10 protein-coding genes are annotated in these 12,193 nt (G+C 70.8%); 8 read left to right on the top strand and 2 right to left on the bottom strand.

The genetic code is table 11. The annotated features are described in order from the left end of the window. The first annotated feature begins 8 nt into the window (after positions 1 to 8). From ACPEH8_RS14615 to tsaB, 7 genes are all read left to right on the top strand, one after another. Complete coding sequence (locus ACPEH8_RS14615; RefSeq protein ID WP_423667272.1) at positions 9 to 1,562, top strand: hypothetical protein; 1,554 nt, start codon at positions 9 to 11, stop codon at positions 1,560 to 1,562. 161 nt (positions 1,563 to 1,723) lie between these two features. Next, positions 1,724 to 2,713: a glycosyltransferase family 2 protein gene (locus tag ACPEH8_RS14610; RefSeq protein WP_313217398.1), complete on the top strand. Its 990-nt coding sequence runs from the start codon at positions 1,724 to 1,726 to the stop codon at positions 2,711 to 2,713. Positions 2,714 to 2,718: 5 nt separating this feature from the next. Beyond that, a complete protein-coding gene (locus ACPEH8_RS14605; protein WP_166473349.1) occupies positions 2,719 to 3,666 on the top strand; it encodes a glycosyltransferase family 2 protein in 948 nt (315 codons plus the stop codon). Between the two features lie 84 nt (positions 3,667 to 3,750). Then, positions 3,751 to 6,201: a penicillin-binding protein 1B gene (gene mrcB / locus ACPEH8_RS14600; protein ID WP_136003055.1), complete on the top strand. Its 2,451-nt coding sequence runs from the start codon at positions 3,751 to 3,753 to the stop codon at positions 6,199 to 6,201. Between the two features lie 17 nt (positions 6,202 to 6,218). After that, positions 6,219 to 6,740, top strand: a complete 522-nt coding sequence (locus ACPEH8_RS14595) for a hypothetical protein (RefSeq protein WP_017356294.1) — start codon at positions 6,219 to 6,221, stop codon at positions 6,738 to 6,740. Between the two features lie 147 nt (positions 6,741 to 6,887). Next, on the top strand, positions 6,888 to 8,945 hold the full coding sequence (locus ACPEH8_RS14590; RefSeq protein ID WP_136003057.1) for an ATP-dependent DNA helicase: 2,058 nt from the start codon (positions 6,888 to 6,890) through the stop codon (positions 8,943 to 8,945). 5 nt (positions 8,946 to 8,950) lie between these two features. Further along, entirely contained in the window at positions 8,951 to 9,655 is a 705-nt protein-coding gene (tsaB, locus tag ACPEH8_RS14585; RefSeq protein WP_262071817.1) for a tRNA (adenosine(37)-N6)-threonylcarbamoyltransferase complex dimerization subunit type 1 TsaB, read from the top strand. A 35-nt stretch (positions 9,656 to 9,690) separates the two neighbouring features. On the opposite strand, the gene ACPEH8_RS14580 is transcribed toward tsaB, so the two are convergent. Next, on the bottom strand, positions 9,691 to 10,578 hold the full coding sequence (locus ACPEH8_RS14580) for a TonB family protein (RefSeq protein ID WP_423667269.1): 888 nt from the start codon (positions 10,576 to 10,578) through the stop codon (positions 9,691 to 9,693). Beyond that, on the bottom strand, positions 10,575 to 11,525 hold the full coding sequence (gshB, locus tag ACPEH8_RS14575; protein ID WP_017356957.1) for a glutathione synthase: 951 nt from the start codon (positions 11,523 to 11,525) through the stop codon (positions 10,575 to 10,577). Before gshB ends, ACPEH8_RS14580 begins: the two co-directional genes overlap by 4 nt. A 258-nt stretch (positions 11,526 to 11,783) precedes the next feature. Here gshB and pilG point away from each other — a divergent pair, with 258 nt between their 5' ends. Further along, a complete protein-coding gene (pilG, locus tag ACPEH8_RS14570; protein ID WP_017356958.1) occupies positions 11,784 to 12,185 on the top strand; it encodes a twitching motility response regulator PilG in 402 nt (133 codons plus the stop codon). The last annotated feature ends 8 nt before the right edge of the window (positions 12,186 to 12,193 follow it).

Raw genomic sequence — 12,193 nt, 5'->3', positions numbered from 1 at the left:
CTCGCGGCATGAGCCGTGACGCTGACAGGCAGAACCGCGCGCACGAGGTGCTGAGCCGCGTCCGTCGCGAAGGGCGCTGGTGGTGGCTGCAGGCACGTCATGCGCGGCGCATCTGGCGCTGGGCGGTGCTGGCAGCGGCGGTCCTGTTCATTGCCCTGGTGCTGCTGCACCGGCCGTTGGCCAACTGGTTCTGGGACGCACCGCCGATCGAGCATCTCCTGCAGCAGGGCGACCGCGCGCTGGCCGCCGGCCGGCTGACCGCCACCGATGGGACCGGCGCACGCGAGTGGTATGAGGCCGCGCAGGCAATGGACAGCGACCGCGCCGAGGCGCGTGCCGGACTGGTGCGCACCGGTCAGGCGGCGGTGCAGCAGGCCCGCGGTGCGCTGGCGCAAGGCGACATCGAGGCTGCCGAGACGGCGCTGGCACTGGCGCGCACGCTGCAGGTGCCGCGGCGCGATGTCGATGGGGTGGCCCAGCAGCTGCGCCAGCAGCGCGTGGCGCGCGCCGGCGTGGAGGACCTGCTGGCGCGCGCGGCCGCCGCGTTGCAGGCGCAGCGCCTGGACGACGGCCCGGACAGCGCGTTGCCGCTCTACCAGCAGGTGCTGGTGCTGGTCCCCACCCAGGTGCAGGCCCTGGAAGGACGCGAAGATGCCCTGTCAGATCTGCTGCAGCAGGCGCGGGCGAACGCCGTGCGGGGGGATGTGGCTGCCGCGGCGGCGGCCGTGCGCCGTGCGCGTGGCTTCGATGCCGGCCATGTGGACCTGCCCGCTACCGAGGAAGCGCTGAACATTGCGCTGGAGCGGCGCCTGCGCGACGGCCAGGCGGCACTGCGCCGGGAGCGCCTGGAGACGGCGGTTACCGCTTTCCAGGCGGTGCTGGCGGCGGCGCCGGACGACGCCGCCGCGCGCCAGGGACTGCAGCACGTGGCCGAGGCCCACCTGCAGCGCGCCGCGCGCCTGGCCGGTGACTTCCGCTTCGAGGCGGCCGGGCAGGCGCTCGCCTCGGCCCAGGCGCTGGGGGCGTCGGCGCGCACACTGGCCGACGCGCGCCGGGGTATCGAGCAGGCCCGGCAGGCACAACGGGCGCTGCAGGCGCCGACCGCGCCGCGGGCGCAGCGCGAGCGCAGCCTGATGGCGCTGCTGCGGCGCATCGAGGAGGCCGAAGCGCGTGGCGACTTTCTCGCGCCACCGGGCCGCAGCGCCTACGACGCGCTGCGCGAAGCACAGGCCCTGGCGCCGCAGGATGTGCGCGTGCGCGCCGCCGCCGGGCGGCTGCTGCCGGCCAGCCGCACCTGCTTCGAAGACCGTCTGCGTGAGAACCGGGTGGTCGCCGCAGGCGCATGCCTGGAGGCCTGGCAGACCCTGGCGCGCAGCGATGCGAGCCTGTCGCAGGCCCGGCAACGCCTCGCCCAGCGCTGGCTGGCGATCGGCAGCGAGCGGCTCGGCGCCGGTGATATCGACTTTGCCGCGCAGGCGCTGGACCAGGCGCGCCACTGGCAGCCGGACCTGCCCGAGCTGCCGGCCTTCGCCGAGCGCCTGCGCAGCGCGCAGGGCGGCTGAGCCGCGGCGCACCGCCGACCCGGGTCGGCTATAGTGCCGCCGTTGTCATTTCCGCCCAGCCCCGCAATGCCCACGCATGCCCGTGTCTTCTTCCGCTCTCCCTGCCGCGCTCCGCGCGGCAGCGTGCCGGCGCGCTGCGCGACTGCCGCCCGGGATGTGGCGTGACCACGGCCGGCGGCCTGCAGGTCTCCGTTGCACTCTGCACCTGGAATGGAGAAGCGTTCCTGGCCGGGCAGCTGCGCAGTATCGCTGCCCAGCGCCGGCGTCCTGACCAGGTGGTCATTTGCGACGACTGTTCCAGCGATTCGACCTGGTCGTGCCTGCAACAGGAAGCGGAGACGCTGCGCGGGCTCGGCATCCAGGTCGACCTGCATCGGCATGCGGCGAACCAGGGCTACGTGCGCAACTTCGAGTACGCCCTGCGCCACTGCCGGGGCGACATCGTGTTCCTGTGCGATCAGGACGATGTGTGGCATCCGGACAAGGTGGCCGAGTTTGCGGCGGCGTTCGAGCGCCGCCCGGCCCTGACGATGCTGCACGGCGACGCCCGGCTCGTCGACGGGCAGGGCGAGCCGCTCGGTGCGCGTCTGTTCGAGGTGCTTGAGGTGGGTGCCGATGACATCGCGCGCGAGCACCGCGGCGAGGCATTCGAGGTGCTGCTCGGGCGCAACGTGGTGACCGGTGCCACGGCCGCGCTGCGCCGTGGCCTGGTCGATGTCGCCCTGCCGGTCGCGCCGGGCTGGATCCATGACGAGTGGCTGGCGCTGGTCGCGGCTGCCGGCGATGGCCTGGACTGCCTGGAGCCGCCCCTGGTCGATTACCGCCAGCACGGCGGCAACCAGGTCGGCGCACGGCGGCGTGGCGTGCGCGACCGCGTGATGCATGACGGCGCGGCGCGCCGGGCGTACCTGACCAAGCGGGTTGCACAGCTGGAAGCCCTGTCGGCGCGGATCGACGACGGCCTGGTGCTGTCGGCCGAACGCCGGACAATGGTGCAGCAGCGGCTGCTGCATGCGCGCGCACGTGCCGCGCTGCCCGGGTCGTTCTGGGCGCGCGCGCGGCAGGTATGGGGCGAGTACCGTAGCGGGCGCTACACGCGCTTTTCCAATGGCCTGCGTTCGCTGGCCATCGATCTTCTGGATGTGAAGTGACCGACATGACGATTTCCCAGGCCACGCCCCCCCGGCAGGCCGTGGCTGCCGCCGACATCTGCGCGGTGATCGTGACCTACGCGCCCGATCTGGATCTGCTGGCGCGCGTGGTCGCAGCCGTGCGTGACCAGGTCGGGCACGTGGTGGTGTTCGACAACGGCAGTCCGGCGGCGGATGTGGCTGCCCGGCTGCACACACTCGCCGGGGAGGGCGTGAGTGTGATCGCCTCGCCGGTCAATGTCGGTCTCGGTGCAGCGCTCAACCGTGCGTGTGAGCAGGCGCGCCGGATCGGCGTGGGGCACGTGATGCTGATGGACCAGGACAGCGTGCTGGAAGCCGGCATGGTCCAGACCCTCGCCACGGCGCTGGCGGCGCTGCAGCAGCAGGGACCGGTGGCGGCGGTGGGCCCCCAGTTCCGCGATTCGCGCAGTGGCGATCTTGCGCCGTTCATCCGTCTTGGTTTTCCGATCAACCACAAGCTGTATGGCGGCCCGGGCCAGTACGTGCCCTGCGATTTCCTGATCACCTCCGGTTCGCTGATTCCGCTGGCGTCGCTGGATCGCGTGGGCCCGATGGACGAGTCGCTGTTCATCGACAACATCGACATGGACTGGTGCTTCCGGGCGACGGCGGCGGGCCTGGGGCTGTATGGCGTCTGTGATGCGCAGATGCAGCACAGCATCGGCGAGCAGTTGAGACCGTCCCGGATCAAGCGCGATGGCGTCATCGTGCACAAGCCGTTCCGCCTGTACTACATCATGCGCAACCGGGTATTGCTGTACCGGCGTCCGCACACCTCCCGGGTCTGGGTGGGCCAGGATCTCCCGCGGCTTGTCCTCAAGCTGATCAGCAACGGGGTGGTCATCGCGCCCCGCCTGGTTCGCCTGCGGTTCATGTTGCGCGGCCTCTGGGATGGCGTGCGCGGGCGCAGCGGTCCCATGCCGCCTGCGTAGCCGCCTGAACGCCGCACAGGCAGGCGCCGCAACGGCTGCTGCGCTGCGTTAGACTGCCGCGATCCTCCTGTTGCGCAATGTACCGTGCCCCGACGCCACGATTCCGACGAGTTCGACGAGTTCGACGACGACACCGAAAGCCGCTGGCCGCAGTGGCGCCGCCGCCTGATCACCTGGGGCATGGCCGCGTTCGCGCTCGCGCTGGGATTCCTGATCCCCTATACGGTGTACCTGAACCAACAGGTCACCCAGCGTTTCGGTGAACTGCGCTGGCAGATTCCGACCCGTGTCTACGCGCGCCCGCTGGTGCTGGCCCCCGGCGTGGCGATGGATGCGCAGACACTGAAGACCGAACTGGCGGCGTCGGCCTACCGGGAAGACGGCACCGGCAAACCGGTGGCCACCTATGCCCAGGAGGGCGGCCGCTTCATCATTTCCAGCCGCGGCTACAACGATGTGGACGGCCCGGTGGCGCCCCGCCGCGTCGAACTGAGCCTGTCTGGCGGCCAGGTTGCCTCGCTGCGCGATGCCGACAGCCGCAAGGCGCTCAAGGCCGCGCGCCTGGACCCGGCGCGGATTGCCACGCTGTACGGGCAGAAGCAGGAAGAACGGCGCCTGGTCCGGATCGAAGAGACCCCCGAACTGCTGGTGACCGGCCTGCAGGCGGTCGAAGACAAGGACTTCAACCGCCATCACGGCATCGACCTGAGCGGCATCGCGCGGGCGATCTGGGTGACGGTGCGCTCCGGCGGACAGAGCCGCCAGGGCGCGTCCACGCTGACCCAGCAGCTGGCCCGCAGCGGTCTGCTCGGGATCGGCAAGGAACAGACCGTCACCCGCAAGTTCAATGAAGTGCTGTACGCGCTGATCATGGAGGCGCGCTACGACAAGCGCACCATCCTGGAGGCGTACCTCAATCAGGTGTACCTCGGGCAGCGCGGCAGCCAGGCCATCCACGGCATGTCCTCGGGTGCGGAATTCTGGTTCGGGCGCGATCTGTCCTCGCTCGGCACCGAGCACGTCGCGCTGCTGATCGGTCTGGTCAAGGGCCCGTCCTACTACGACCCCCGGCGCAACCCGGAGCGCGCGCTGGACCGGCGCAACTTCGTGCTGGGCAAGCTGCATGAGAGCCAGCTGATCGACGATGCCGAGTACCAGCGTGCGCTGAAGGCGCCGCTGGGCGTGCCGAAGAATCCCGGCCTGATCGCGGCGAACCGGTTCCCGGCCTACGTGGACCTGGTGCGCCGCCAGCTGGGCCACGACTACCCGGAGGCCGCGCTGCAGGGCGCAGGCCTGAGCGTGATGACCGGCATGTCGCCCTCCGCGCAGGCGTACGCGGAAGGCGCGGTGACGCGCACGCTGAAGTCGCTGGAAACCAAGCGTCGCCCCGAGCTGCAGGCCGGGCTGGTGCTGACCGACGTGCACAACGGCGACGTGCTGGCCGTGGTCGGCAGCCGCGACGTGTCCGAGCCCGGCTTCAACCGTGCGATCGAAGCGCAGCGCCAGGTCGGTTCGCTGCTCAAGCCGTTCGTGTATCTGCTGGCGCTGGCGCAACCGGACCGCTACTCGCTGGCCAGCTGGGTCGATGATTCGCCGGTGACCGTGCAGCTCAGCCGCGGCAAGCGCTGGACGCCTGGCAACGCCGACAACCGCAGCCACGGCACGGTGCGGATGATCGATGCGCTGGCGCACTCCTACAACCAGGCCACGGTGCGGATCGGCATGGCGGTCGAGCCGCAGCGGCTCACCCAGCTGATCCATGTGCTGGCCGGTATCAAGGCCGAAGCGAATCCGGCGGTGATCCTGGGCGCGACCGACCAGAGCCCGTATGCGATGGCGCAGCTGTACCAGTTCCTGGCCTCCGGCGGTGAGATCCAACCGCTGCACGCCGTGCGTGGCGTGCTCGATCCGCAGGGCAAGCTGCTCAAACGCTATGACAAATCCCCCGCGCCGGCACAGGAGGGCGACTCGATTGCCGCCAACCTGATCAGCATCGGTCTGCAGCAGGTGGTGTCCAGCGGCACCGCCCAGCGCCTGAACGCCGACGGCCTGGCCCGCCTGCAGCCCGCCGGCAAGACCGGCACGTCCAACGACGGCCGCGACAGCTGGTATGCCGGCTATACCGGCGACCACCTGGCCGTGGTGTGGATCGGCAACGATCAGAACGCGCAGACCGGCCTGTTTGGTGCCAGCGGCGCCATGCGGGTCTGGTCGGGCATCTTCACCCGCCTGCCGAGTTCGCCGTTGCGGGTCAGCAACAAGGGACTGGATTGGCAGTACGTGGAAGCCAGCGGCACCGCCAGTACCGATGAAACCTGTCCGGGAGCCCGTCGCTTCCCGTTCGTCGTGGGCTACGCCCCCGCCTATGCGCCCTGTGCGCCCCCGGCCGTGCTGCCGGAGGGTGAGGGTGACGGGCAGGGGGACGGTGAAACCCAGGGCGGCGGCTGGCGCAGCTGGTTCGGAATGGAACGCAAGCAGGATGCTGCCCCTGAACCGGCGCAAAGCGCGCCGGCGGCCACCCCTCCTGCGCGTTGAGTCCTGCCATGTCTTCGATGTTCCCGCTTCGTCCGATCGCGCTGGTCGCGGTCAGCCTGTCCCTTGCCGCGTGCGTCAGCAGCACGCCGCCGGTAAAACCGCCGGTGGTTGCCACGGTCAGCCCGGCCCAGCGCCTGGCCGCCGTCGACGCTGCCGCCGGCAATGACGACACTGAACTGGCGGTGCAGCCGCTGCGCGATGCCCAGGTCGACGACCTGCGCGCGCATGCCCAGGCCCGCCGCCAGGCCAACGATCTGGCTGGCGCGGCAGAGGCGCTCAACCAGGCCCTGCTGATTGTCGAGGGCGATCCGGCCGTGCTGCAGGAGCGGGCCGAAATCGCTCTGCTGCAGGGCGACTGGGCACGCGCCGAAGCGCTGTCGCGCAAAGCCGTGGACCTCGGCTCGAAGACCGGGCCGCTGTGCCGTCGCCACTGGGCCACCATCGAACAGGCCCGCCTGGCGCGCGGCGAAAAGGAAAACGCGGTGTCGGCGCACGCGCAGCTGGACGGCTGCACCGTCCCGGGCATCAAACGGTATTGAGCGGTGCCGGCCACGTGACGTAGTGCCGGCCCACGTCACGTAGTGCCGGGCTCTGCCCGGCAGCATCTGACCGGGAACAGCAGGGCAGAGCCCCGCTCCACGACGGCAATCCGGCGCGCGGTGGCGGCCGGGGATTATCATGGGACGATGTCCCGCCTTGCCACTGCCAGCGGCGACGCCCTCAGCGAGGGCGGTGCGCTTGCCAGCCAACTTGATGCCTTCGTGCCGCGCCCGGCGCAGCTGCGCCTGACCGCGGCCATCGCCGAAGCCTTCGACCAGCGCGACGTGCTGCTGGCCGAGGCCGGTACCGGCACCGGCAAGACCTACGCCTACCTGGTGCCGGCCCTGCTGTCCGGGCTGAAGACCATCATCTCCACCGGTACCCGCGCGCTGCAGGACCAGCTTTACCACCGCGATCTGCCGCGCGTGCGCGCCGCACTGGGGGTAGGTCACAGCAGTGCGCTGCTCAAGGGCCGCGCCAACTATCTGTGCCGCTACCGCCTGCAGCAGGCGCGTGGCGAGCCGCGCTTCTCCTCGCCGGAACAGGTGGCCCAGTTCCAGCGCATCCTGGCGTGGTCGGGGCGTACGCGCTTTGGCGATATGGCCGAACTGGACGCGCTGCCGGAAGATTCGCCGCTGTACCCGATGGTGACCTCCACGGTCGACAACTGTCTCGGTACCGAGTGCCCGTTCTGGGACGACTGCTTCGTGGTGCAGGCCCGCCAGCGCGCCCAGGCGGCCGACGTGGTGGTGGTCAACCACCATCTGCTGTTGGCCGACCTGGCGCTGAAGCAGGAGGGCTTCGGCGAAATTCTGCCGGGCGCGCAGGCCTTCGTGATCGACGAAGCGCACCAGCTGCCGGAGCTGGCCGCCAACTTCTTCGGCGAAGGTTTCGGCATGCGCCCCTGGCAGGAGCTGGCGCGCGACTGTCTGGCAGAGAGCCGCAGCGTGGCCGGCGCGCAGGCCGCGCTGCAGGCGCCTGCCGCCGCACTGGAGCAGGGGCTGCGCGATCTGCGCATCGCGATGGATGGCCTGCCGCCGCGCGGCACCCAATGGCGCGCGCTGGCGGTGCCGCAGGTGCGCGACGGATTCGACGCGGCGATGGCCGCGCTGGTGACGCTGCGCGATGGCCTGGCCGGCGTGCGCGAGGCGTCGCCCGGCCTGGATGCCTGCCATGCGCGTGCGCAGGAGGCGGTGTCGCGGCTGTCGCGGTGGCTGGGCGACGATGCGCCGCTGCCGGATTTCGACGTGGACCCCGAGCAGGTGCCGGCACCGGCCGAGGTGCTCTGGTACGAACTGACGCCACGCGGCTTCCGTTGCCAGCGCACCCCGATGGATGTCTCCGGACCGCTGCGCGAGCATCGGCAGCGCTCGATGGCGGCCTGGGTATTCACCTCGGCCACGCTGACCGTGGACGGCCATTTCGATCACATCGCGCAGCGGCTCGGCCTGGACGACCCGGTGACGCTGCTGCAGGCCAGCCCGTTCGACTGGGCGCGCCAGGCGCTGTGTTACCTGCCCACCGATCTGCCCGATCCGGGCGCGCGCGGTTTCGGCACCGCGCTGATCCGCGCCTTGACCCCGGTGCTGGCGGCGTCCGACGGACGTGCTTTCCTGCTGTTCGCCTCGCACCGCGCCCTGCGCGAAGCAGCCGAAGCGCTGCGCGATGCGCCCTGGCCCTTGTTCGTACAGGGCGAGGCGCCGCGTGCCACGCTGCTGCAGCGCTTCCGCGAGTCGGGCAATGGCGTGCTGCTCGGCTCGGCCAGTTTCCGCGAAGGCGTGGACGTGGTCGGCGATGCGCTGAGCGTGGTGGTGATCGACAAACTGCCCTTTGCCGCCCCGGACGATCCGGTGTTCGAAGCGCGCCTGGACGCGATCCGCCGCGACGGCGGCAACCCGTTCCGCGACGAGCAGCTGCCCCAGGCGGTGATCGCGCTCAAGCAGGGCGTGGGCCGGTTGATCCGCAGCGAGACCGACCGCGGCGTGCTGGTGCTGTGCGATCCGCGCCTGCTCAGCCGCGGCTACGGCCGGATATTCCTGGATTCGCTGCCGCCGTTCCGCCGCACCCGGGCGCTGGACGATGTCCGCGCCTTCTTTGCGCCACAATGGCCCGCCGACGCGGCCAGCGGGCCTGCCGTTGCCGCTGCCGTTCCCGCCGCTGCAGCGGCGCCGGCCGCCGACGATTTCCCCACTTCCCTGTTCTGACCGCCATGAAACTGCTTGCCTTTGAAACCGCCACCGAAGCCTGCTCCGTCGCCCTGCATGTGGATGGGCAGGTGCTGGAGCGCTTCGAGATCGCCCCGCGCCGCCATGCCGAGCTGAGCCTGCCCTGGGCCGAGGCGCTGCTGGCCGAGGCGGGCGTGGCCCGGTCGCAGCTGGATGCGATCGCGCTCAGCCGCGGCCCCGGCGCCTTCACCGGCGTACGCCTGGCGATCGCGATCGCGCAGGGGATCGCCCTGGCGCTGGACCGCCCGCTGGTGCCGATTTCAACGCTGCAGACGCTGGCGCTGCGCGCGCCGGCCGACGCCGACCAGGTGCTGTCCAGCATCGACGCGCGCATGGGCGAGGTGTACGTGGCCCGCCAGGTGCGCATGGACGGCCAATGGCGGCTGCAGGGCGAGGAAGTGGTGTGCGCGCCCGACGCGGTGGTCCTGCCCGACGGCACGCGCTGGTTCGGCGTGGGCACCGGGTTCGGTGCTGCCGATGGCGTGCTGGCCACGCGCCTGGCGCCGCAGCTGGCGGGCGTGGATCCGCTGGCCCTGCCGCGCGCCTCGGACGTGCTGGCGCTGGCAGTGCCGGCGTTCGAGCGCGGTGAGGCCGTGGCGCCGGAGCGGGTGGAGCCGGCCTATCTGCGCGACAACGTGGCGTTGACCCTGGTCGAGCAGCAGGCCGCGCGGGCGGCAAAGCAGGGGTAGTGGCGTACCGGCGCCCGGCCTCGTCAGTGGCCGGGTCAGCGGTCGTCGCGCAGCTCGCCGCCGGGCAGGAACACCCAGGTGCGCGTGACCTGCAGGATGTCCACGCCATCGTCGGTTCTGGGCAGCGGCGGGAACGGCTGGGCCAGGGCGATGACGCGCAGCGCGGTGGCATCCAGCAGGGGGCTGTTGCTGCTGCGCAGGATGCGGCTGCTTTCCACGCTGCCGTCGCGGCGGACGCCCACGGTGATCACCACCTGGCCGCCGAGCCGGCGTTGGCGCGCCTCATCGGGGTAGTTCAGATTGCCCACCCGCTCGGCACGGTCGACCCAGGCCCGCAGGTAGTTGGCGTAGGCGTATTCGCGCGTGCTCGCCGACACGAACTTCCGGTTGGGGCGCTTGGCGTACTGCGCCGAGCGCAGGTGCACTTCGGCGGCCAGCCGCGCCATCTCCGCGTCGCGCTGTTCGCGTGCGGTGACCGGCGCGTCCGGCGTGGGGCGGTCGGGCAGCGGTTGCGGCTGCGCGTCGGCGACGCTCTCGGGGCTGTTGCGGCTGCTGATCACGCGTGCCTGCGGGGGCGGCGGGCTGGCCGCATCCTGGCGCTGCTGCGGCACCGGCGACAGGCCGGTCTGCGGCTGCGGCACGATCCCGGCCTGGTTGTCGCGCGGGCGCTCGGCCTTGTCGTGGTCGCCGCCGCCGACCTGGCTGGCCTGGGCGAGGAAGTCGGCCTGTTTGGGCGTCAGCGCGGTCCGGGTCTGGCTGAAGATCACATCCAGGGTCGGCACCAACGGGGCCTGGTCGCTGACCGCGAAGCCCACGCCGAGGATGAGCAGCCCATGCACGATCACCGACAGGGTCAGGGTCGCGCCCAGCCGCTGCGACTCGCGCGCCTGCGGGCTGGGGGCCGGAGCGACGCGGGCACTCATTGCGGCAGACCGGCCTCGATCGCATCGAACAGCAGCCCGGCGATGTTGAGGCCGAACTGCGCATCCAGTTCGCGTACGCAGGTGGGGCTGGTGACGTTGACCTCGGTGAGATAGTCGCCGATCACGTCCAGGCCGACGAAGCGCATGCCACGGCGCTTCATTTCCGGGCCCACCTGCGCGGCGATCCAGCGGTCGCGCTCGCTCAGCGGGCGGCCTTCGCCGCGGCCGCCGGCGGCGAGATTGCCACGGAACTCGTCGCCCTGCGGGATGCGCGCCAGGCAGTAGTCGACCGGTTCGCCGTCCACCAGCAGGATGCGCTTGTCGCCGGCGGTGATGTCCGGGATGAACTTCTGCGCCAGCGCCAGCGTACGCCCGCCGTCGGTCAGGGTTTCCAGAATCACGTTCAGGTTCGGGTCGCCGGTGCCGCTGCGGAAGATCGAGCGCCCGCCCATGCCATCCAGCGGCTTGAGCACGGCCTGGCCGTGTTCGAGCACGAAGGCTTTCAGGTCGGCACTGCGACGGCTGACCAGGGTCGGCGGACAGCACTGCGGGAACAGCAGCGCAGCCAGCTTCTCATTGAAGTCGCGCAGGCCCTGCGGGTCGTTCACGACCATCGCGCCGGCCTGCCCGGCCACGCTGAGCACGTGGGTGTCGTAGATGAATTCGGCATCCACCGGCGGGTCCTTGCGCATCAGCACGACCTGGCCGGGGCCGAACGGGGTCTGGCTGAATTCGCCCAGGGTGAACCAGTCCCGCGCGTCGTCGCGCACCTGCAGCGGTGCGGTCCGGGCGACCGCCTGGCCGTCCCGCAGCGCCAGGCCGCCCGGGGCGACGTAGTGCAGGGCATGGCCGCGTCGCTGGGCTTCCAGCAGCATGGCGAAGGTGGTGTCTTTGGCAATCTTGATGTCGGCGATGGGGTCCATCACCACGATGACGTTCAACGGCATGGTCGCAACCTGGCGGGCAGGCCGATGATGGTAGCGGCAATGGGCCCCGGTTGCCTGCCCGGTACGGCTGCAACGCAGTGTCCGCCGGCGCCGGTGGCGGCCGCGGGTTTGCGCAGTTCCGGGTCCGGCGGGGGGCGGAGACCCGCGGCCTGCTTGGCGGCAGCCGCGGTGCTTGAAGCCTGCGCCGGAATTGGGATATAGATACGCTTTCGCAGCGGCGCCAGACCAGCAGAAGCGTCGCGCGCTCGGGGAAAGGTAATGACTGAAAACATGGCTGCGGGTGGGGAACTCGCAGGGCTCAGGGTCATGGTCATCGACGATTCGAAGACCATTCGCAGGACCGCGGAAACACTGCTCAAGCGCGAAGGCTGCGAGGTGGTGACCGCGACCGATGGTTTCGAGGCGCTGGCCAAGATCGCCGACCAGCAACCGCAGATCATCTTCGTGGACATCATGATGCCGCGTCTTGACGGGTATCAGACCTGCGCGTTGATCAAGGGCAACCAGCTGTTCAAGTCCACGCCGGTGATCATGCTGTCCTCCAAGGACGGCCTGTTCGACAAGGCGCGCGGGCGCATCGTCGGCTCGGAGCAGTACCTGACCAAGCCATTCACGCGTGAAGAACTGCTGGGTGCCATCCGCACATACGTAAACGCCTGACCAGGGGG

The sequence above is a fragment of the Stenotrophomonas sp. NPDC077461 genome (genome assembly GCF_049545475.1).
In the GTDB taxonomy this organism is placed as follows: Bacteria; Pseudomonadota; Gammaproteobacteria; order Xanthomonadales; family Xanthomonadaceae; genus Stenotrophomonas; species Stenotrophomonas nematodicola.
Note: the sequence above shows the minus strand (reverse complement) of the source record. Positions and strands in the feature narration are given on the sequence as shown.

Bases quoted from the DNA above. Each gene is read 5' to 3' on its own strand.
- ACPEH8_RS14615 (WP_423667272.1), top strand. From the start codon at position 9: ATGAGCCGTGACGCTGACAGGCAGAACCGCGCGCACGAGGTGCTGAGC.
- ACPEH8_RS14605 (WP_166473349.1), top strand. From the start codon at position 2,719: ATGACGATTTCCCAGGCCACGCCCCCCCGGCAGGCCGTGGCTGCCGCC.
- ACPEH8_RS14595 (WP_017356294.1), top strand. From the start codon at position 6,219: ATGTTCCCGCTTCGTCCGATCGCGCTGGTCGCGGTCAGCCTGTCCCTT.
- ACPEH8_RS14590 (WP_136003057.1), top strand. From the start codon at position 6,888: ATGTCCCGCCTTGCCACTGCCAGCGGCGACGCCCTCAGCGAGGGCGGT.
- tsaB (WP_262071817.1), top strand. From the start codon at position 8,951: ATGAAACTGCTTGCCTTTGAAACCGCCACCGAAGCCTGCTCCGTCGCC.
- ACPEH8_RS14580 (WP_423667269.1), bottom strand. From the start codon at position 10,578: ATGAGTGCCCGCGTCGCTCCGGCCCCCAGCCCGCAGGCGCGCGAGTCG.
- gshB (WP_017356957.1), bottom strand. From the start codon at position 11,525: ATGCCGTTGAACGTCATCGTGGTGATGGACCCCATCGCCGACATCAAG.
- pilG (WP_017356958.1), top strand. From the start codon at position 11,784: ATGACTGAAAACATGGCTGCGGGTGGGGAACTCGCAGGGCTCAGGGTC.